Raw genomic sequence first — 19,646 nt, 5'->3', positions numbered from 1 at the left:
GATGACGGAGGCGATATGGTCACGGCGGTTGGATCGAGTACGGCGGCGGCGAGCGCGAGCGCGAGCAGCGGCAGCGACAACAGCAGCGCCATCGCGGCCCTGCAAAAGCAGTTGGTGGCGGCGCAGAAGGACTTGACCGAGGCGGCCAAGGACAGCTCGGAGGCCGGCCAAGAAAAGACCAAGCTGCTGACGGCGCAGATCCAGGCCATCCAGGCGCAGATCGCGCAGTTGCAGGCGGCCGCCGCGCAGAAGGCGGCGCTGGCGCAGAGCAGCCAGTCCGGCGGCGACGGCGCGGCCGCGCCGCAGAGCACCGAGCAGGCGCAAAGCCGCTCGCAGTATGCCACGGTCGGCAGCGTGATCGACACCCAGGCCTAGCGTTGCCGGCAGCGGCGCAGTCGACGTTCAGGGAGCTGCGTGCCGCAGCAGCACCGGCAACACGATCTCCACACACAGGCCGCCGTCGGGGCGGTTGCTGGCGACGATGCTGCCGCCGTGCGCCTGCACCACGTGCTGGGCGATGGCCAGGCCGAGGCCGTGGCCGTCGGTGCTCTTGTGGGTGTCGTTGGCGCGGAAGAAGGGGCGGAAGATCGCCTCCAGGTCGGTCGGCGCCACGCCGGGGCCACGGTCGAGCACGCGGATGTGCAGGTGGCGCGCGTCGGGCAGGCTGCGCAGCTGAAGTTGCACCACGCCGCCCTCGGGACTGTGCTTGATGGCGTTGCGCACCACGTTCTCGATGGCGCGGCCGAGCAGCTCGGCCTGGCCGAGCACCAGCACGTCGGCCTCGCCCTCCTGCACCACGCTGCGCTGCTGGCTGGCGGCCTCGAAGCGGGCGTCGCCGCCGATCTGGTCGAGCAGCTCGGCCATGTCGATCTCCTCCTGCGGCGCGCCGAGGGCGCCGGCCTCGAGCCGGGCCAGGGTCAGCAGCTCGCCGACCAGCTTGTCCATGCGCACGCTCTCGCGCTCGATGCGCTCCATCGAGGCGGCCGTCTTGTCGGGCTGCTGGTGGGCCAGGCCGATGGCCGCCTGCAGCCGCGCCAGCGGCGAGCGCAGCTCGTGCGAGACGTCGTGCAGCAGCCGGGTCTGGCCATCGATCAGCTTGCGCAGGCGCGCCGTCATGCGGTCGAAGTCGCGCCCCAGGTCGTTGAGCTCGTTGCGCCGCTTGCCGCCGGCGTCGGCGAAGCGGGGCGCCAGGTCGCCGCCGGCGGCGGCCTCGAAGGCCTGGCGCAGGGCGCGGATGGGGCGCGAGAAGTACCAGGCCAGCAGCACCGCCATCAGCGTGCTGGCCAGCACCGCCGCGATGATCGGCACCCAGGGCGCCAGCGGTTCGAAGCGCGGGCCGCGCGGGCCGCCGGGGCCGCGCATGTCCGGGCCGGTGCCGACGGGGCGCCAGCGCGGCGCGTCGCCGGCTTGGCCGTCGGCGGGCGGCCGGGCCGGCTCGCCGGCGTTGTCGGCAACGCCGGGGCCGCCCGCTGCGGGACCGCCGGGGCCGCGCCCCAGGCCGGACTCGGCCAGCCGCGCCAGCAGCGGCGGCGCCATCGAGTCGAGTCCCTGCTGGTGCTCGGCCGAAGGCAGGAACAGCAGATAGCGCCGGCCGTCCTTGGCGCGCACCTGGCGCACCACGCGGTGGCGCTGCTCGTGCTGGAGCAGGTAGTAGGCCTCGAGCTGCATGGCCGGCGTGACGACGCGGTCGAGCAGCTCGTGGCCCTTGTCGTCGACGGCGTAGACGCGGTGCCGCTCCATGCTGTCGAGCAGGCCGCGCAGCGCCTTGCTGCCGCCGAATTCGAGCGTGGCGGCGGCGGCGTTGATGGCCATCTCGGCCGGCGGGCTGGTGTCGATGTCGGCCGTCGGGCTGCGTTCCGGGTTGCGGTGCTTCAGCCAGATGGCGCCGCCGATGCCGACCGTGGCGGCCAGCTGGGCCAGCAGGATGGAGAGGAAGAACTTCCAGAACAGGCGGCCCACCGGCTCACTCCTTGATCAGCTGGTAGCCGAGCCGGTAGACCGTCTGCAGGCAGGAGCGGCCGTCGGCGATGGTGCCGAGCTTGTGGCGCAGGCTGCTCAGGTGGACGTCGATGTTGCGGTCGAAGCGCGCCATCGGCCGGCCCAGTCCCTGTTCCGACAGGGTGTTCTTGCTGACCGGGCGGCCGGCGTGGCGGGCCAGCACCTCGAGCAGGTTGAATTCGGTGCTGGTCAGCTCGAGCGGCGCGCCGGCCCAGGTGGCGCGGCGCTGCCCGGGCCACATGGTCAGCTGGCCGACGCTCAGGGCGGCGGCGGCCGAGGCGTCGAGCGGCGCGCCCTGGGCGCGGCGCAGGATGGCGCGGATGCGCGCGGTCAGCTCGCGCGGCGTGCAGGGCTTGGCGACATAGTCGTCGGCGCCCAGTTCGAGGCCGACGATGCGGTCGGTGTCGTCGCCGCGCCCGGTCAGCATCAGGATCGGCAACTGGCTGCTGGCGCGGATGCGGCGCAGCGTCTCCAGGCCGTTCATGCGCGGCATCATGACGTCGAGGATGGCGATGGCGTACAGCCCGGTGAAGGCCTCTGCGGTGCCGGCCACGCCGTCGTGCACGGCCTTGACCTCGAAACCTTCCTGTTCCAGGTATTCCTGGAACATGCCCACCAGTTCGATGTCGTCGTCTATCAGCAGTACCTTGCTCATTGCAGCGCTTTGTTCCCGTGTCGATGCGGCCATCATAGCAAAACCGGGGTGGCCGCCAGCGCCGATTTACCCGCTTTTACACCGTCGGCAGCGCCGCGTCTTTACGCGGATTTACCTTGCGTTTACGGCGCTTTACATGGCCGGCTCGGACAATGGCCACTCCAACAACACACCAAGGATACCCGCCATGAAGCTCCTCCCACCACGTCAATCCGCCGGCAAGGCCGCGCTGCTGCTGGTCGCCGCACTCTCCCTGGCGGGCATGCAGGGCGGCGCCGGCGCCGCCAAGGACGATGTGGACGGCCCGGCCCACGGCGGCCGCGCGTCCGCCCGCGCCGCCGAGGCGCCGCGCGGCCCCGGCATGGCGCCGCCTGGCGCCGACGGCGAGCGCAACGCGCCGCCCGGCATGGGCCGGCCGCCGTTCGGCCCGGCCGGCATGCTCGGCGCACCGCCGTTCCTGCGCGGTCTGGAGCTGAGCGAGGCGCAGCAGGACAAGGTGTTCGCGCTGCTGCACGCCCAGGTGCCGTACTTGCGCGAGCAGGAAAAGAGCGCCAGGAAGGCGCACGAGGGCTTGCGCGCGCTGGGTGCCGCCGTGCCGTTCGACGACGCCAAGGCGGCCGCGCTGGCCCAGGCGGCCGGCCAGGCCCACGCCAACATCATGTTGCAGCAGGTGCGCACCGAGCAGAAGCTGTTGGCCTTGCTGACGCCGGAGCAGCGCAGGCAGCAGGCCGACGAGGCGCCGCGCCATCCACCGCGCCCCTGAAGCGGCGGCATGCGGCGGGCACTATTTTTCACCCACCCACCACGGAGAGCACCATGTCGATCAGCGCCATCAATTCGAGCAGCGCCACCAGCCAGTTGAGTTTTTTGAGCAGTAGCACACGTACCAGCGGCAGCACCGACAGCAACGGCACCGAGGCCGCGCGCGGCGCCGGCCACCACCGGCGGCCGGAGGGCGGCGGCTTGGTCGCCGCAATCGCCAGCGCTTTGCAGCAGATCGGCGTGGGCGACTCCAGCGGCAGCGCCGCCAGCTCGGCCACGACGAGCGATGCCGGCGCCAGCGACGCCAGCGGCACGACGCAGAGCGGCGCGCAGGCGCTGGGTAGTTTTTTGCAGGATCTGATGGGCGCCTTGCACGCCCAAGGCAGCGAGAGCTCGGCGGCGCCGCCGTACGGCGAGGCGCAGGGGCAGGGCGGCGGCGCGGGCGGCAGCGGCGGCCCAGGCCGCCTGGAATCGGATCTGCAAAGCCTGATCGCTAAGCTTGGCGGCAGCGGCGGTACCAGCAGTAGCGGCACCGGCAGCACCGACGCGACCGATGGCAGCGCGGGCAGCGACACCACCAGCACGCTGGAGAACTCGTTCAAGAACCTGCTCGACAAGCTGGGTAGCGGCGACAGCAGCGACTCCAACAGCAAGCTGGCCAGCTTTCTGCGGGCCTTGTCGAACAATTTGAGTGGCGCCGGCAGCAGCGGCAACCTGATCAACACCAGCGTTTAAGCAGGCGCGAATGTACCCAGGCGCCGCAGGGGCGGCGCTATTTATTTGATTGGAGTTTTATGGACGCACAACACGACGCCCGGCACGACGGCCACGCCGACCATCAACACGGCCTGGCGGCCGACCTGGACGCCATGCTGAAGCTGGCGGCCAACCGGCGCCGGTCGCTGCGCTGGCTGCTGGCCGGCGCCGGCGCGTTGCCGATGCTGGGCTGCGGCGGTTCGGGCGGCGCGACGGCCGACACCAGCACCAGCGGCGCGACGACCGCGCCGACCATCCCGCCCACGCCGAACACGCCGAACACGCCGACCACGCCGACCACCGGCGCCTGCGCGGTGATCCCGGAGGAGACCGGCGGGCCGTATCCGGCCGACGGCAGCAACAGCAACGGCAGCGGCGTGGCCAATGTGTTGAACCAGACCGGCGTGGTGCGCAGCGACATCCGCAGCAGCTTCGGCGGCGCCAGCGGCGTGGCGGCCGGCGTGCCCTTGACGATCAAGCTACAGATCGTCAACGCCAGCGGCGGTTGCAGCGCGCTGGCCGGTTACACCGTCTACCTGTGGCACTGCGACCGCGACGGCCAGTACTCGCTGTACTCGAGCGGCGTGACGGGACAGAACTACCTGCGCGGCGTGCAGGAGGCCGACAGCGGCGGCAACGTCAGCTTCAGCACCATCTTCCCCGGCTGCTACGCCGGGCGCATGCCGCACGTGCACTTCGAGGTCTATCCGACGCTGGCCAAGAGCGCCAGCGCGGCCAACCGCGTCAAGACCTCGCAGTTCACCTTCCCCATGGCGACCCTCAACGAGGTCTACGCCACGGCCGGCTACAGCAGCAGCGTGCGCAACCTGGCGCAGATCAGCTACACCAGCGACAACGTGTTCGGCGACGGCACCACGCTGCAAATGGCCGCCGTCAGCGGCAACGCCAGCGACGGCTACGTGGTGACGCTGACGCTGGGCGTGGCCGGCTAGGCCGGCGCCGCGCCGGCCGCCTCCCTGGTTCAGGACATGAAGCCCAGGTCGCGCTGGCTGAAGTTGCCGATGTGCGGGAACACGTCGGCGATCTGCGTGGCCGACAGGCCGAACCAGCCGGCCAGGGTGGCGCCGTACTGGTCGACCGAGATGGTCGGCAGCAGCGCGCCGGAGCCGATGTCCAGATCATGTTTGAGGCCGCTGACCGGGAAGGCGCCGTAGATCTGCCGCCCCTTGACGGCGCCGCCGACGACGAAATGGTGGGAGCCCCAGCCGTGGTCGGTGCCGTCGCCGTTGCTGGTGAAGGTGCGGCCGAAGTCGGAGGCGGTGAAGGTGGTGACCTGCTTGCGCAGGTCGGCGCCCTGCAGCGCGGCCAGCGCGCCGTCGAAGTAGGCCAGCGCGTGGGCCAGGCGGCCGAGCAGGTCGGCCTGCACCACGCGCTGGTTGTCGTGGCTGTCGAAACCGCCCAGGCTGACGTAGAACACCTGGCGCCGCGCGCCCAGCGCCGTGCGGCCGCCGATGATGCGCGCCACCGTTTGCAGCTGCACCGCCAGGCCGTTGACGCTGGCGGCGCCGGTTGCGGGGTTGACGAAGGGCGTCGGGTTGGGCACGCCGGCCGGCCCGGCGGCCAGCATGGCGCCGCCCAGCACCGACTGCGAGGCGATGGCGCGGCCGACCACGGCGGCGTGCTCGCGCTCGAACATCTCGCTGCGCTCGCCGCTGGCGATGGCGCGCAGCGGGTTGGCGGCGGCCGGCGCGCCGAACAGGGCGCCGGCGAGATTGCGCACCGGGACCGCGCCGGCGGCGCTGATCTGGTATTGGCGGATCTCGCGGCCGCTGAGGAAGACGGCGTTGCCGGCGGCCGAGATGCAGGTGAAGGTGGCGTTGCCGTTGCCGGCGGCGAGCATGTCGCCCATGCGGCCGCCCCAGCCGAAGCTGGCGCCCTCCGGCTTGTACGACTGCCACATCGACTGCTGGTCGTTGTGCGAGAACAGCTTGGGCGGCAGCGCCACGGCGTGGTTCTGATACTGCAGCTTGGTGGTGGGGACCACCAGGGTGCCGACGTTGGCCACCACGGCGGCGCGGCCCTGGTCGAACAGATCCTTCAGCGGCGCCATGCTGGGGTGCAGGGCGAAGCTGCGGCCGGCGTGGCCGCCGGCCGGGACGATCGGCAGCACGCCGCGCGGCGCGCCGACGGCGGGCAGGGCGATCGAGCCGGCGTCGGCGGTGGTGCGGATGCGCGTGTATTCGCTCCAGGAGGCGCTGTCGGTGGCCAGCACGGTGTTGGCGTGGTCGTTGCCGCCGTTGAGGAACAGGCAGACGACGGCCTTGTAGTCGCCGGCGCCCTCGGCGGCGGCGTTGCCCATCGCCGCCAGGTTGATGGCGAAGGGTGCGGCGCTGCCGCCGGCCAGGGTCAGCATGGAGCCGAGAAAGCGGCGGCGCGATTGGTGGTGGTCGTTCATCTCGGTGTCCTTATTTTTGAACCAGGTATTCGGGCGAAGCCATCGACAGGTAGACGGCGAGGTGGACGCGGTTGCGCTGGGCGCGGGCGACGACGGCGGCGTTGCCGGCGGTGGCGGCGGGCAGCGGCACGCTGTTGACGGCGGCCAGGATCTGGCCGCGCAGCGCGGCCGTCATGGCGCCGTTCATCAGCAGCAGGTTGACGCGGTCGACCAGCGCGGCCGGCGCGGCGGCCAGTTTCAGCTCGGCGGCGTAGCCGGCCTGCACGTCGCGGCCGTAGCCGACGCCGTTCGGCACCACGTCCTGCATCAGGTTCAGGTAGCCGGTCACCGACGGCTCGGCGGTGATCTGCATCTCCGGCGCCACCAGGCCGGCCGCAGCGATGCTGGTGTTGGGCGGCGAGTACGAGGGGCGGAAGAAGTTGAACACCGACGGCGAGCGCATCGCCGTTTGGCCCAGGCCGGACAGCGGATCGTCCTGCTGCGGGATCTGGTAGCGCCCCGACACCGAGTGGGCCTCGAAGGCGCGCATCCAGTTGACCAGGCGCAGCACCGGCTCGCGCAGCTTGCCGGCGCGCAGGGCGAAGTTCTGCCGCGCCTCCGGGTCGAGCAGCACGGCGCGCAGCACCGCCTTCATGTCGCCGCGCACGCCCTTGCCGTTGTTGGCGAAGGCGGCGGCGACCCGGCTGACGTAGCCGGGGCTGGGGTTGCTGCTGACCAGGCGCTGGATCAACTGGCGGCCGAAGAAGGGGCCGACGTTGGGATGGTTGAACAGCGTGTCGAGGGCCAGCTTGAGCTCGGCCTCGCCGCTGCCGCCGCTGCTCAGGCTGACGCCGAGGAAGTGCTTCTCGCTGGTGGAGTGGAAGCGCGGGTACAGCTGCATCGGCTTCCAGTCGCGGTCCGGATCGGGCACGCCGCCGTAGAAGCGGTTGTTGCTGGCGTCCGGGCCGGCCCAGCTCCAACCGGTGAACACCTTGGCCAAGCCGGCGACGTCGTCGTGGTTGTAGGTTTCGATCGGTGCGCCGTTCTGCGTGCGCGGGCTGCCGTCCTGGTTCAGCTGGTGCAGGCCGATGCTCATCAGCTGCATGATCTCGCGGGCGAAGTTCTCGTCGGGCAGGCGCTCGCCGGCCTCGCGCTGGTTGCCCAGGTGGCTCAGGTAGCGGCCCATCATCGGGTGCAGGGCGACGTCCTGCAACAGCGCGCGGAAATTGCCGAAGGCGTGCTTGCCCAGCATGTCATAGTAGCCGGCCACGCCGCGCGGCAAGTCGCCGACGCCGCTATCGACCAAGGACACGACGAAGATCTCCGACAGGGCGAACTTGACGCGTTGGCGCAGCTGGTCGTCGCCCTGGGCGGCCTGCTGCCAAAAGGTCTCGAGGAACAGATCCTGGCCCGATTTGTTGCCCGGCGCGATCGTCGCCCGTGTGGCGTTGTAGGTGGCGCGGTGACTGCTCTGCGGCTTGGCGAACTCGCTGCTGAGCCAGGCGTCGGCGCCGCGCGCGCCGACATCGGCGATAGCGGCGCTGGTCGGGCCGAAGCTGGCCTGGCCGAGGAAGCGGGCGGCGGCGGACGGCGCCATCCGCGCCGCCGTGCCGATGCCGATGCCGCCGGCGAGCAGCTGCGGCGGCGCGGCGGCGGCCTGGTCCGGAATGCTGTTGTCGCCGCCGCAGGCGGCCAGAAGCAGTAGCGGGAGGCCCGTCCCGGCGAGCCTGAATTTTCCGAATTTCATCTATTTCCTTAGCGGTTAGAAACTGCGCCGATTGTAGTTCGGTTCGCTTTTCCGCGATTTTTTCGTGCTTCAATCGTGTGCCGCAACACCTCGCTGTTTGGCGTTGTTGAGTGCGTTTTAGGCGACGTTGCATGAACTTATCATATATAAAACGAACATTATTTTTGGGAAACGTCATATTTCCACAACGCATCTATTGCTTGTAGGCATAGTCTTACGGGGTGGATTTCGCCCGATTGGGCGTCGGCCGCACGGCGGCGAACGGGGTTGCGTGGGCCCGCGGTTGTCGGCGGGAACGCCCTACGCCCGACCGGCAAGAACCGGGGCGCGGCGCGGCGCCAGCGACAGCGGCCGCTCGACCAGCAAGAACAGCGCGGCGGCGCCGGCCAGCGTGACGGCCAGCAGCAACGGCAGCGCGCCCCAGAACAGCAGCGGCCCCGGAGAGGGCTGCGGCAGGCGGGCCAGCGCGGCGAAGGCGGCCTTGAGCAGCAGGCCGTGCAGCAGGTAGTAGGAGTAGCTCATATTGCCCAGCCAGCGCAGCGGCGCGCAGCAGAACACGCGCCCGAGCCAGCCCTGCGGCCGCTCGAAGCAGCACAGGCACAACAGGAACAGCGCGGCGCCCAGTGCGGCTATCTTCAGCGGCGCGGCCAGCGGCAGGACGAGGAGGGCCAGCGCGCCGGCCAGCGCCGCCAGCGACAGCCCCTCGTTGGGCAGGCGCAGGCCGCCGCCCACCTCGCGCAGATGGCCGCGCGCCTCGTGCAGCAGGGCGCCGGCGATGAACATCATCGAGCGCAGCGGGGCGCCGAGGGCGAGGTAGCCGGCGACGATGGCTGCGGCGACGGTGAACAGGAAGGCGACGCGCCAGCGGCGGCGTCGCCGGCGCAGGCCGAAGGCGGCGATCAGCAGCGGCGTCGCAAGGTAGTAGAACAGCTCGTAGCTGAGCGACCAGGAGACGGTGATCAGCGGCGGCTCGCCGAGCAGCGGGGCGAGCAGCAGCAGGTTTTGTAGCAGGTAGAGCGCGGCGTCCGGCGCCGCCGGCGGAATTTTGCTCTCGGCGGGGAAGGCCAGCGACAGCGCCAGATACAGCAGGAACACGGCGCCGTAGGTTGGGTAGATGCGCAGCAGGCGGCGCCGCATGAAGGGCAGGAAGGCCTGGCGGCGGGCGATCAGGGAACCGTAGATCAGGTAGCCGCTGAGGACGAAGAACAGGTCGACGCCGCTGTTGCCGGCCAGGTGCAGCAGGCGCGCCAGCAGCGCGGAGGCCGAGCCGCCGTCCTGCCACGGCGCGGCCAGCGTGGTGTAGTGGACCAGGAACACCAGCAGCACGGCCAGGCCGCGCAGGCCCTCCATCGGGCGCAAAGTGGGCGCGCCGGCGCCGTGGGATAGTTCGAATCGGTCGCTGAGCCAGTTCATCGGGCGACTATACCGCAGGGCGCCTGGTATGGGCTTGATTCGGCATCAAGCCTCGCCCCGATTGACCCCCGATCGGCCCGGGCGCGGCGCAGTAGGGCGCGGGCGCCGCCGCTTTCACCCCTTGCTTGCGGGGTGAGGCCGGCGGCGTCGCGCTTACTGCTTGACGCAGTCGACGAAGTAGCCGCGCTTGCCGTCCACCTCGCGCTTGACCAGGCCGTGCACGTCCGTCTCGAAGCCGGGGAAGCGCTCGTTGAAGTCGCGTGCGAAGCGCAGGTAGTCGACGATGGTCTTGTTGAAGCGCTCGCCCGGGATCAGCAGCGGAATGCCCGGTGGATACGGCGTCAGCAGGATCGAGGTGATGCGGCCCTCCAGCTCGTCGATGGCGACCCGCTCGATTTCGCGGTGCGCCATCTTGGCGAAGGCGTCCGACGGCTTCATCGCCGGGACCATGTCCGACAGGTACATCTCGGTGGTCAGGCGCGCCACGTCGTAGGCCTTGTAGAAGTCGTGGATCTGCTGGCACAGGTCGCGCAGGCCCATCTTCTCGTAGCGCGGGTTGGCCGCCGCGAACTCGGGCAGGATGCGCCACATCGGCTGGTTCTTGTCGTAGTCGTCCTTGAACTGCTGCAGCGCCGTCAACAGGGTGTTCCAGCGGCCCTTGGTGATGCCGATGGTGAACATGATGAAGAAGGAATACAGGCCGCACTTCTCGATGATGACGCCGTGCTCGGCCAGGTACTTGGTGACGATCGACGCCGGGATGCCGGTCTCGCCGAACTTGCCGTCGAGCGACAGGCCCGGGTTGACGATGGTCGCCTTGATCGGGTCGAGCATGTTGAAGCCCGGCGCCAGCTTGCCGAAGCCGTGCCAGTCGTCGTCGGCGTGGATCATCCAATCCTCGCGCGAGCCGATGCCTTCCTCGGCGAAGCTGTTCGGTCCCCACACCTGGAACCACCAGTCCTTGCCCCATTCCTTGTCGATCTTCTTCATGGCGCGGCGGAAGTCGAGCGCCTCGATGATCGATTCCTCCACCAGGGCGGTGCCGCCCGGCGCTTCCATCATGGCGGCGGCGACGTCGCAGGAGGCGATGATCGAGTATTGCGGCGAGGTCGAGGTGTGCATCAGGTAGGCCTCGTTGAAGGCGTCCAGGTCGAGCTTGACCGAGTCCGACTCGCGCACCAGGATCTGCGAGGCCTGCGACAGGCCGGCGAGCAGCTTGTGCGTCGACTGGGTCGAGAAGATCATCGACTCCTTGGCGCGCGGACGGTCCTTGCCGATGGCGTGCATGTCCTTGTAGAAATCGTGGAAGGTGGCGTGCGGCAGCCAGGCCTCGTCGAAGTGCAGGGTGTCGATCTTGCCGTCAAGCATTTCGCGCAGGGTCTCGACGTTGTAGATCACGCCGTCGTAGGTCGACTGGGTGATGGTCAAAATGCGCGGCTTCTTGTTGACGGCCTCGCGGGCGAAGGGGTTGGCCTCGATCTTGCGGGCGATGCTTTCCGGCGTGAACTCCTCCAGCGGGATCGGACCGATGATGCCCAGGTGGTTGCGGGTCGGCATCAGGAAGACGGGGATGGCGCCGCACATGATGATCGAGTGCAGGATCGACTTGTGGCAGTTGCGGTCGACCACGACGATGTCGCCCGGCGCCACCGTCGAGTGCCAGACCATCTTGTTCGAGGTCGAGGTGCCGTTGGTGACGAAATAGCAATGGTCGGCGTTGAAGATGCGCGCCGCGTTGCGTTCGGAGGCGGCGATGGGGCCGGTGTGGTCGAGCAGCTGGCCGAGTTCCTCGACGGCGTTGCAGACGTCGGCGCGCAGCATGTTCTCGCCGAAGAACTGGTGGAACATCTGGCCGATCGGCGACTTCAGGAAGGCCACGCCGCCCGAGTGGCCGGGGCAGTGCCAGGAGTAGGAGCCGTCGTTGGCGTAGTGCACCAGGGCGCGGAAGAAGGGCGGCGACAGGCCGTCCAGGTAGGACTTGGCCTCGCGGATGATGTGGCGGGCGACGAACTCGGGCGTGTCCTCGAACATGTGGATGAAGCCGTGCAGCTCGCGCAGGATGTCGTTGGGGATGTGGCGCGAGGTGCGCGTTTCACCGTACAGATAGATCGGGATGTCGGCGTTCTTGTAGCGGATTTCCTCGACGAAGGCGCGCAGCGACTTCAGGGCGTGGTCGGTCTCCTCGACCGAGCCGGCGCCGAACTCCTCGTCGTCGATCGACAGCACGAACGCCGAGGCGCGCGACTGCTGCTGGGCGAACTGCGACAGGTCGCCGTAACTGGTTACGCCCAGCACTTCCATGCCTTCTTTTTCCATCGCGGCGGCCAGGGCGCGGATGCCCAGGCCGGACGTATTTTCAGAACGGAAATCCTCGTCGATGATGACGATGGGGAAACGAAATTTCATGCTGTCTCCAGAAAAGAAGACCGCCCCTGGCCATAGCTTGGCGGGGCGGGCAGGGCGCAACGGCGCCAAAAAAAAATAAGAACGGGATTCTCGCAGAAATGCCGCCGATCTGGTAAAAAATCGTACGGTAATTTACAAACGACAACCCAGCATAGTGTGGCAGCGGTGTGACGCGGCGATGACAGCCGCCTTCGGAGCATGCCAGCGGCCCGGGGCGCGGCCTTTGAGTCTAATGGCCGGCCGCGCCGGCGCCCAGTTTCAGCATCAACGCGGCTATCGGATCGACGTGCAGCCAGGCGAAGGCGCCCAGCGCGATGCCGACGCCGGCCACGCCGTAGGCCGCGCCCTGCAGCCACTTCTTGCGCGTGAGCAGGGTGATGGCGGCCAGCGAGATGGCGATCTGCTCGGCGGTGGTGGCCAGCGCCCACTGGTGGTGCTGGTGCATCGCCACGTCAGACTTGTGGTTCCACTCGGTCGAGGAGGCCTCCCACTTCTCGGCCTCCTTCTTGATGTCTTCCTTCTCGCCCTTGTAGCGGGCCACGTCGGCGCGGTACTTCTCCGGGTCGACGCCGGGCAGGGTGGCGGCCAGCTCGGCCAGGTTCTGCTTGTTCGACTTGGCCTGGTAGTAGTTCCAGCTGTTGGCCGCCTGCGTCTTGTCGATCGCCGCGTTGTTCTTGAACAGCGCCGCGTCGTTCTGCGTGGCGCCGCCCTGGTAGCCGAACATGGCGCCGACGGTGGCGAGGATCGCCGTCATGACGGCGATGTTGCTGGAAAAACCGTCGCCGCCGTGGGCGGCGTGCTCCACCGCGTGGTCGTGCGGGCCGTGAACGTGAAAACCGTCTCCTGACATGGGCTATTGAATCCTTGAATGAGTTAACTGGGTTGAACTGGGTTGAAATTCGGCGGCCGGGTGGCACGCGTCGCAATTGTAGGGCTTTTTGCGCCGGCTGACGATGAATTGAATCGAATCGGCCGGCGCGGCGCCGCCAGGCGCGGCCGGGGCAAGGTCGACGGTGTTGGATTTTTGCCGCATAGAAATTTGCTCCAGTTCAACCCGGATGCCGATGTGGGATTCGGAGAGAATCGTCCCGACCGAATTCTCGTATCGTAGTTTGGTCCGCCGCGTCAATTTCCTCTCCGCACCAGCAGCGCCAACCGGCAAGGAGCAAGCCATGTTCGCCAATCTGAAAATCAAGACCCTGGTCGTGGTCGCGCTCGGCGTGTTGCTCGCGCTGATGCTGGCCAACGGGGTGATGGGCATCTACAGCGCCGGCCATTCGGTCGCGCTGGTCAAGGACGTCACGCTCAAGGACCAGAGGAAAAGCGCGGAGCAGACCGCCATCCGGCTCGACATGGAGCTGAGCCGCAGCCAGATCCTGCAGGCCCTGCAGCACAATCCGGAGCTGGCCTGGTCCAAGCTGCACGACCATCCGCTGGCGCTGCATTTCGAGCAGATCGACACGCTCGCGGCGCGCACCGCCAAGCGCTGGGACGCCTACCTGGCCATGCTGGGCGGCGCGGAGGAGCGGCGGCTGGCCGAGAAATGGCGGGCCGACAGCGCCGGCCTGGGACTCGAGGCGATCCGCGCGGCCGGCGCGGCGATCAGCGCCAACCAGTGGGACGAGGCCGAGACGGTGCTGATCCAGCGGATCAACCCGTCCTATCGGGTGGGCGACGTGGCGCTCAAGGCGCTGGCCGAGTTCGACGTCGAGAAGGCCAAGGCCAACGAGGCCGAGGTCGGCGCCAACCTGCAGGCGACCGCCTACGCCATGTTCCTGGTGCTGGCCCTGGGCCTGGTGTTGGGCGTGGCGGTGGGCTGGCTGCTGCTGGTGTCGATCTCGGCGCCGCTGCGGCAGGCCATGGCGATCGCCAGCCGGGTGGCCGAAGGCGACCTGAGCGGCTCCGCCGAGGCGCGCAGCGGCAACGAGATCGGCGCCCTGTTGACGGCGCTGGACCGGATGCGCGGCAAGCTGGCCGGCATCGTCCACGAGGTGCGCGGCAGCACCGGCACCATCGCCGCCGCCTCGGGCGAGATCGCGGCCGGCAACCTGGACCTGTCGCGCCGCACCGGCGACCAGGCCGGCTCGCTGGAGCGGACCGCCACGGCGATGGAGCAGCTGACCGGCACCGTCAAGCAGAACGCCGACAACGCGCGCCAGGCCAACCAACTGGCGCAGTCGGCCTCGGCGGTGGCGGTCAAGGGCGGCGCGGTGGTGGCGCAGGTGGTCGAGACCATGGGCTCGATCCACGACTCGTCCAAGAAGATCGTCGACATCATCGGCGTGATCGACGGCATCGCCTTCCAGACGAATATTTTGGCGCTGAACGCGGCGGTGGAGGCGGCCCGCGCCGGCGAGCAGGGCCGCGGCTTCGCGGTGGTGGCGTCCGAGGTGCGCAACCTGGCGCAGCGCAGCGCCGGCGCGGCCAAGGAGATCAAGGAGCTGATCGGCGACTCGGTCGACAAGGTCGGCAGCGGCGCCAGGCTGGTCGACCAGGCCGGCGCGACGATGCAGGAGATCGTCAGCAGCATCCAGCGCGTGACCGACATCATGGGCGAAATCACCCACGCCAGCCAGGAGCAGACCGCCGGCCTGGAGCAGATCAACGGCGCGATCGGCCAGATGGACGCCATCACCCAGCGGAACGTGGCGCTGGTGGAGGAGGCCTCGGCGGCGGCCGGCGCGCTGCAGTCGCAGGCCGATACGCTGAGCCAGGTGGTCGGCGTGTTCAAACTCGACGGAGCAGCGGCGGCGCGGACGGCGCCGCCGCCGGTGGTCCGGCCCCGGGCGGCGGCCGGCGCGGCCGGGCGGACGCTCGGGCTTACGCCGCCGGTGCGGGCTGGCGGCGCCAGGTGACGAAGGCGTACTCCAGGCCGGCGGTCGCCGAGGTGAGCTGCTCGCGCGAGGCCTCCTGCCACTGGGCGGAGTCGATGGCCGGGAAGAAGGCGTCGCAAGCGTAGGACCGCTTGACCTCGGTGACGATCAGTTGGTCGGCCACGGCCATCGCCTGGCGGTAGATGTCGGCGCCACCGATGATGAAGGCTTGCTGTCCGGCCACCAGGGCGACGGCGGCCTCGACCGACGACGCCGTCTCGACGCCGTCGTGGCGCCAGTCCGGGTTGCGCGTGATGACGATGTTGCGCCGGCCCGGCAGCGGCCGGCCGATCGAGTCGAAAGTCTTGCGGCCCATGACGATGGGGTGGCCGGTGGTGACGCGCTTGAAGTGCGCCATGTCCTCCGGCAGCTTCCACGGCAGGGTGTTGTCGATGCCGATGCCGCGCTGGGTGTCCATGGCGACGATGATGGTCAATTGGGTCATATTGTTTCCAAAGCAATTGCGGGCGCCGCGCCAACGGGGGCGGGCGGTGGTCGCCGATATTATCGGCGAAATCGGCGCGGCCGGTGGGCCGGCGTGGCGCGGCGGTGGCGTATGTTCTGTGGCAAATTAAGTTTAATGCAATAATGCGAAACACAGAGCAGCCAGTATGCAGCCGGTTTATGGAATAGAGGTTGAAGTATAGATATGGGTAATAGTACAGATGTTGTGGGCGAGGCCGGGGAATTCGCCGATCCGGCGCGAGGCGCGTTGCCGGCGCAGCTGGTGGCGGCGCTGGCCGGCGCCTACCGCGACGCCGGCCTGGCCAGCAGCGCCGCGCCGGCGCGCGAGGCCGAGAGCGCCGAGTACGGCGCCTGCCGGCTGGGGTTGGCGGGCTTGTCGGTGGCGTTCCGCGTCGCCAAGACCACGCCGACCAAGATCGGCCAGTTCGTGACGATTTGGAAACGGCCGACGCCGCAGGCCGAGATCGCCCCGCTGGACGGCGCCGACGGCGTCGACGTGGTGGTGGTCAGCGTGGCCGAGGCCGGCCCCGGCGGCCGGCACGGCCAGTTCGTCTTCGACCGCGAGGTGTTGCTGGCCAAGGGCGTGATGTCGCGCGGCGGCGTCGGCGGCAAGCGCGCCCTGCGTGTCTATCCGCCCTGGACCGTGCCGCTGGCCAAGGACGCCATCCGCACGCAGCAGTGGCAGCTGCGCCACTTCCTGCCGCTGCGGGCCGACGGCGGCGCCGACCCGGCCCGCCTGCGCGCCTTGCTGGGCATTTAAGCGGCGGCCCCGCCGTGTTGTATTTGAGTTAAACCACCAGAAAGGACGTTTGCCGATGTTGCGATTTGCGCTGACCCTGTCGATACTCCTAGCCGCCAGGCTGGCGGCCGCCCAAGCCAATGTGGAGATCGTCGCCGTCCACGGCAGTTCCAAGGAGTTGGCGGCAAAAGCCCAGTTGGAGGGCCTGCTGTCGACATACGATCTGTCAAAATGGCTGTATACGCGCAAGATCAACATCGAGGCCGGTGTCATTCCGCACAGCGATCCCGTGCTGACCCTGCACACCCGGCACCTGGACCGCGACGACCTGTTGTTGTCGACCTTCGTGCACGAGCAAACGCATTGGTACGTCAGCGCGCACGCGCAACGGGCCGCCGCCGTCGAGGAGCTGCGCGCCATGTATCCCAGCATACCGGTGGGCTACCCGCAGGGATCGTCCGACGAGGCCGGCAACTACGACCACCTGCTGGTGATCTATCGCGAGTACATGGCGGACCGGGAGTTGCTGGGCGAGGCCGGCGCCAAGACGGTGATGGATTTCTGGGCCAAGGACCATTACACCTGGCTGTACCGCAAGGTGCTTGAGGACGGGCCGCGTATCGAGGCGGTGATGCGCAAGCACAAGATGTTGTAGTGGCGGGGCGGTCGCGAGCTGATTGCAGATCGTCGCCGACGCCATCGGGGGTACGACCCGGCGGGCAAGGCGCCGCGCGTGGTCGCCAAGGGGCTGGGCTTCGCCAACGGCATCGCGTTGAGTGCGGACGAAAACAGCGTGCCGGCCGATTTGCAGGACCGAGCGGCGCCTCGCCGCTGACCACCGGCGCCACCGAGACGGCGCAGCGCCTGTACATCCACAACGCCGACGGTAAAAGCCTGGGCTGGCTGGCGCGCTAGCCGCGCCAGCCAGCCCAGGCTTTGGACTGGGCCTTCGGCCCTTAGACCGCCTGCGGCTCCAAGGTCTTCTTGAACTGCGACACGCCGTCCAGGTCCAGCAGCTCGACCGTCATCGCCTTCGACTGCGGGTCGATGGTGACTTCGCCGAAGAACTGGTAGCCGGCGAACGGCGAGGAGTTGGCGATCTTCGGCGCCTTGGAAAACACCTCGGTCGGGCCGAAGGTCATGTCCAGTTTGTTCGGGCCGAAGGCGCCGGCGTTCATCGGCCCGGCGACGAATTCCCAGAACGGCGCGAAGTCGGTGAAGCTGGCCTTGGCCGGGTCGTAGTAGTGCGCCGCGCAGTAGTGCACGTCGGCGGTGATCCAGGTGACGTTCTTGATGGCCTTGATGGCCTTGAGCAGGCGGGCGATCTCCAGCTCGCGGCCGGAGGCGGCGCCGTCGTCGCCGTTGGCGCTGGCCTCCCAGCGGGTGGCGCCGTTGGCCTCGGTGCCGTCCGGCACGTACAGGCTCAGCGGCATGTCCGCCGCGATCACCTTCCACACCGCCTTCGACGCCTTCAGCTCGCCGATCAGCCAGTCGATCTGCGCCGGGCCCAGGTAGGCGCTGCTGGCGTCCTCGACCGTTTGGCGGTTGGCCGAGTTCGGGCCCCGGTAGCTGCGCATGTCCAGCACGAACACGTCGAGCAGCGGGCCGTAGGAGACGCTGCGGTAGATGCGCTGCGGCTCGGACTGCTTGAAGTAGCGCATCGGCGCGTACTCGAGGAAGGCGCGCTGGCCGCGCGCCGCCAGGGTGGCCACGTTCTTCTCCTTGTAGCGGGCGTCGGCCGACAGGTCCTTCGCCCCGTTGTAGTTGTTGACCACCTCGTGGTCGTCCCACTGCCACAGCTGCGGCACCTGGGCGGCGAACTTGCGGAAGTTCAAGTCCAGCGTGTTGTAGGCGTGGCGGCCACGGAACTCCTTGAGCGTCTCGGCCACCTTGCTGACCTCCTCGGTGACGATGCTCTTCCAGATCTTGCCGTTCTCGGCCAAGGTCTCGGCCTTGATCGGGCCGTCGGCGTAGATGGTGTCGCCGCTGTGGATGAAGAAGTCCGGGTCGCGCTTGCGCATCGCCTCGTAGATCTTGACGCCGCCGAATTCGGTGTTGATGCCCCAGCCCTGGCCGGCGTTGTCGCCGCTCCAGTGGAAGCGCACCGGCTTGGTGCTGGCGGCGCCGGGCGCGGTGCGGAACTGGCCGCTCAGCACTTCGCTCTCGATGCGGCTGTCGCTCGGGTCGACGTAGCGCACGCGCACGTTGAGCGTTTGGCCGGCCGGCAGGCCGCTCAGGTCGACGCGGCTGGTGAAGTCGGTCGCCTCGGTGGCGGTGGGGCCGACGATGCGGCTGGGGTTGCTGAACTTGTCGCTGGTGTCGTACTCGACGATCATCTGCGCGTTGCGGTCGCTGCGGCTCCAGACGATGGCCTGGTTCGAGGTGACGTCGCCGAACTGGATGCCGGACAGCAGCTTGGGCCGGTCCTTGTCGCTGATGATGACGGCCGGCGCGGCCGGCGACGAGTCGCCGCCGCAGCCGCTCAACAAGGCGGAACCGGACAGCGCGGTGCTGCCAACCAGGATGCCGCCCTGCGAGAGGAAACGGCGACGCGAGAGAATGGAAGTCATGGAAGCTCCTAAAAGAATAGCTATCCATGCTATGTTCTTCACATGACAACATGATGAAACGGGCAACGGAGCGGGCGGGCTGGCGGGCCGGCCGGCGTGGCTGCTCCGGTGCGGATGGGGCGGCCAAGACGGCTAGGTTGGCATGTCGCGAAGTCAGCCCTCTTTAGACTGCCTGCCTAAAAAGAGGACGCACTTCTGCATGGTCTTGGTCCTGTACGCGGTCGGTCTCTTTCTGACGGCGGTTGTATGACTGCCATGACACTGACATAGCGCCTTCGCTGAGCAGCGCCATTTCCCCTGTTCATTGAGCCATCTCAATTTCAGACGCCAACACGAGAGTGCTTCCTCGCACTTTGACGAGAATCGAGGCGAAGTATCTCTTTTGCAATACTATTGAACTCGGCAGCTTCGCCAGTTCAGGAATAAACTTTCCTCTGCACAGCGGGAAATAGAATGAACAATCACATGTCCTACGGGGCTGTAAAGCACAGGAGGCAGAGATAATGGCTCATGGTCCAAAAAATCGCTGGTGGGGCGGATTCACCATGTTTGCGGGCATTATTTCGCTCGCTTCCGTTCTGCTTCCTGCGATTTTCGGAAACAGAATGATTGTTTCCCCAGTGCTTTTGTTCGGGATAGTGATAATTTGCAATCTCGCAAATTGCATGATTCCGGACACCTCAGAGAAAGAAAATGATGCGATTTTTTCGAAAATCTTCTTTCTCCGGCTTGCCCTGTCAACTGCATTTTCAGCGTTGATAATCGCAATCCATCTGGTTGCGATTAGGTTCTAGGCGTCAACGAGGTGCGTTTGATACTTTTCTGGGCGCATCTTTTCTCCCGTTTACACTGCTGCAGCGGCGTGCG

General features: G+C 68.1%; 18 protein-coding genes. 8 read left to right on the top strand and 10 right to left on the bottom strand.

Annotated elements, in window-relative coordinates:
* Window positions 1–15 precede the first annotated feature (15 nt).
* Window positions 16–375: a FlxA-like family protein gene (locus QC826_RS15070; protein ID WP_279766314.1), complete on the top strand. Its 360-nt coding sequence runs from the start codon at window positions 16–18 to the stop codon at window positions 373–375.
* 27 nt (window positions 376–402) lie between these two features.
* Here QC826_RS15070 and QC826_RS15065 read toward each other — a convergent pair whose 3' ends face one another.
* Window positions 403–1,959 (bottom strand): cell wall metabolism sensor histidine kinase WalK, encoded by a 1,557-nt coding sequence (locus QC826_RS15065; protein ID WP_279766313.1) that lies wholly within the window; start codon window positions 1,957–1,959, stop codon window positions 403–405.
* Between the two features lie 4 nt (window positions 1,960–1,963).
* Window positions 1,964–2,653, bottom strand: a complete 690-nt coding sequence (locus QC826_RS15060) for a response regulator transcription factor (protein WP_279766312.1) — start codon at window positions 2,651–2,653, stop codon at window positions 1,964–1,966.
* Window positions 2,654–2,840: 187 nt separating this feature from the next.
* Here QC826_RS15060 and QC826_RS15055 point away from each other — a divergent pair, with 187 nt between their 5' ends.
* From QC826_RS15055 to QC826_RS15045, 3 genes are read left to right on the top strand one after another with little or no spacing between them, the layout of a single operon-like run.
* Window positions 2,841–3,416, top strand: a complete 576-nt coding sequence (locus QC826_RS15055) for a Spy/CpxP family protein refolding chaperone (protein ID WP_279766311.1) — start codon at window positions 2,841–2,843, stop codon at window positions 3,414–3,416.
* Window positions 3,417–3,469: 53 nt separating this feature from the next.
* Window positions 3,470–4,150, top strand: coding sequence for a hypothetical protein (locus tag QC826_RS15050; protein WP_279766310.1), 681 nt, complete (start codon window positions 3,470–3,472; stop codon window positions 4,148–4,150).
* Between the two features lie 59 nt (window positions 4,151–4,209).
* Window positions 4,210–5,124 carry an intradiol ring-cleavage dioxygenase gene (locus QC826_RS15045; protein ID WP_279766309.1) on the top strand — a complete coding sequence of 305 codons (915 nt, stop codon included), beginning with the start codon at window positions 4,210–4,212 and terminating at the stop codon, window positions 5,122–5,124.
* 29 nt (window positions 5,125–5,153) lie between these two features.
* Here the strand turns inward: QC826_RS15045 and QC826_RS15040 are convergent, their stop codons facing one another.
* From QC826_RS15040 to QC826_RS15015, 6 genes are all read right to left on the bottom strand, one after another.
* Window positions 5,154–6,587 (bottom strand): DUF1501 domain-containing protein, encoded by a 1,434-nt coding sequence (locus QC826_RS15040; protein ID WP_279766308.1) that lies wholly within the window; start codon window positions 6,585–6,587, stop codon window positions 5,154–5,156.
* 10 nt (window positions 6,588–6,597) lie between these two features.
* Complete coding sequence (locus QC826_RS15035) at window positions 6,598–8,313, bottom strand: DUF1800 family protein (protein ID WP_279766307.1); 1,716 nt, start codon at window positions 8,311–8,313, stop codon at window positions 6,598–6,600.
* A gap of 300 nt (window positions 8,314–8,613) precedes the next feature.
* Window positions 8,614–9,726, bottom strand: coding sequence for an acyltransferase family protein (locus QC826_RS15030; protein WP_279766306.1), 1,113 nt, complete (start codon window positions 9,724–9,726; stop codon window positions 8,614–8,616).
* A 153-nt stretch (window positions 9,727–9,879) separates the two neighbouring features.
* Window positions 9,880–12,132, bottom strand: a complete 2,253-nt coding sequence (locus tag QC826_RS15025; protein WP_279766305.1) for an arginine/lysine/ornithine decarboxylase — start codon at window positions 12,130–12,132, stop codon at window positions 9,880–9,882.
* 229 nt (window positions 12,133–12,361) lie between these two features.
* Window positions 12,362–12,982, bottom strand: a complete 621-nt coding sequence (locus tag QC826_RS15020) for a DUF4337 domain-containing protein (RefSeq protein ID WP_279766304.1) — start codon at window positions 12,980–12,982, stop codon at window positions 12,362–12,364.
* Window positions 12,983–12,985: 3 nt separating this feature from the next.
* Complete coding sequence (locus QC826_RS15015; protein WP_279766303.1) at window positions 12,986–13,306, bottom strand: hypothetical protein; 321 nt, start codon at window positions 13,304–13,306, stop codon at window positions 12,986–12,988.
* Here QC826_RS15015 and QC826_RS15010 point away from each other — a divergent pair.
* Window positions 13,305–14,987 carry a methyl-accepting chemotaxis protein gene (locus QC826_RS15010; protein ID WP_279766302.1) on the top strand — a complete coding sequence of 561 codons (1,683 nt, stop codon included), beginning with the start codon at window positions 13,305–13,307 and terminating at the stop codon, window positions 14,985–14,987. The two genes, QC826_RS15015 and QC826_RS15010, sit on opposite strands and share 2 nt — an antisense overlap.
* Here the strand turns inward: QC826_RS15010 and QC826_RS15005 are convergent.
* Window positions 14,953–15,450: a dihydrofolate reductase gene (locus QC826_RS15005; protein ID WP_279766301.1), complete on the bottom strand. Its 498-nt coding sequence runs from the start codon at window positions 15,448–15,450 to the stop codon at window positions 14,953–14,955. The genes QC826_RS15010 and QC826_RS15005 overlap by 35 nt on opposite strands.
* 204 nt (window positions 15,451–15,654) lie before the next feature.
* On the opposite strand from QC826_RS15005, the gene QC826_RS15000 reads away from it, so the two are divergent.
* Genes QC826_RS15000 through QC826_RS31655 form a run of 3 tightly spaced genes read left to right on the top strand, consistent with a single transcriptional unit; the run spans window position 15,655 to window position 17,044 of the window.
* Entirely contained in the window at window positions 15,655–16,230 is a 576-nt protein-coding gene (locus QC826_RS15000; RefSeq protein ID WP_279766300.1) for a MepB family protein, read from the top strand.
* 55 nt (window positions 16,231–16,285) lie between these two features.
* A complete protein-coding gene (locus QC826_RS14995; RefSeq protein ID WP_279766299.1) occupies window positions 16,286–16,864 on the top strand; it encodes a hypothetical protein in 579 nt (192 codons plus the stop codon).
* Window positions 16,865–16,882: 18 nt separating this feature from the next.
* The gene (locus QC826_RS31655; RefSeq protein WP_409567884.1) at window positions 16,883–17,044 is read left to right on the top strand and encodes a hypothetical protein; all 162 of its coding nucleotides are present in this window, start codon (window positions 16,883–16,885) and stop codon (window positions 17,042–17,044) included.
* A 121-nt stretch (window positions 17,045–17,165) separates the two neighbouring features.
* Here the strand turns inward: QC826_RS31655 and QC826_RS14990 are convergent, their stop codons facing one another.
* Window positions 17,166–18,779 carry an alkaline phosphatase D family protein gene (locus tag QC826_RS14990; protein ID WP_279766298.1) on the bottom strand — a complete coding sequence of 538 codons (1,614 nt, stop codon included), beginning with the start codon at window positions 18,777–18,779 and terminating at the stop codon, window positions 17,166–17,168.
* Window positions 18,780–19,646: the final 867 nt, after the last annotated feature.

Origin of the sequence: Rugamonas sp. DEMB1, assembly GCF_029834475.1 — a bacterium.
Lineage (GTDB): Bacteria > Pseudomonadota > Gammaproteobacteria > Burkholderiales > Burkholderiaceae_D > Rugamonas > Rugamonas rubra.
This window is presented reverse-complemented; position numbering and strand designations above follow the sequence as displayed.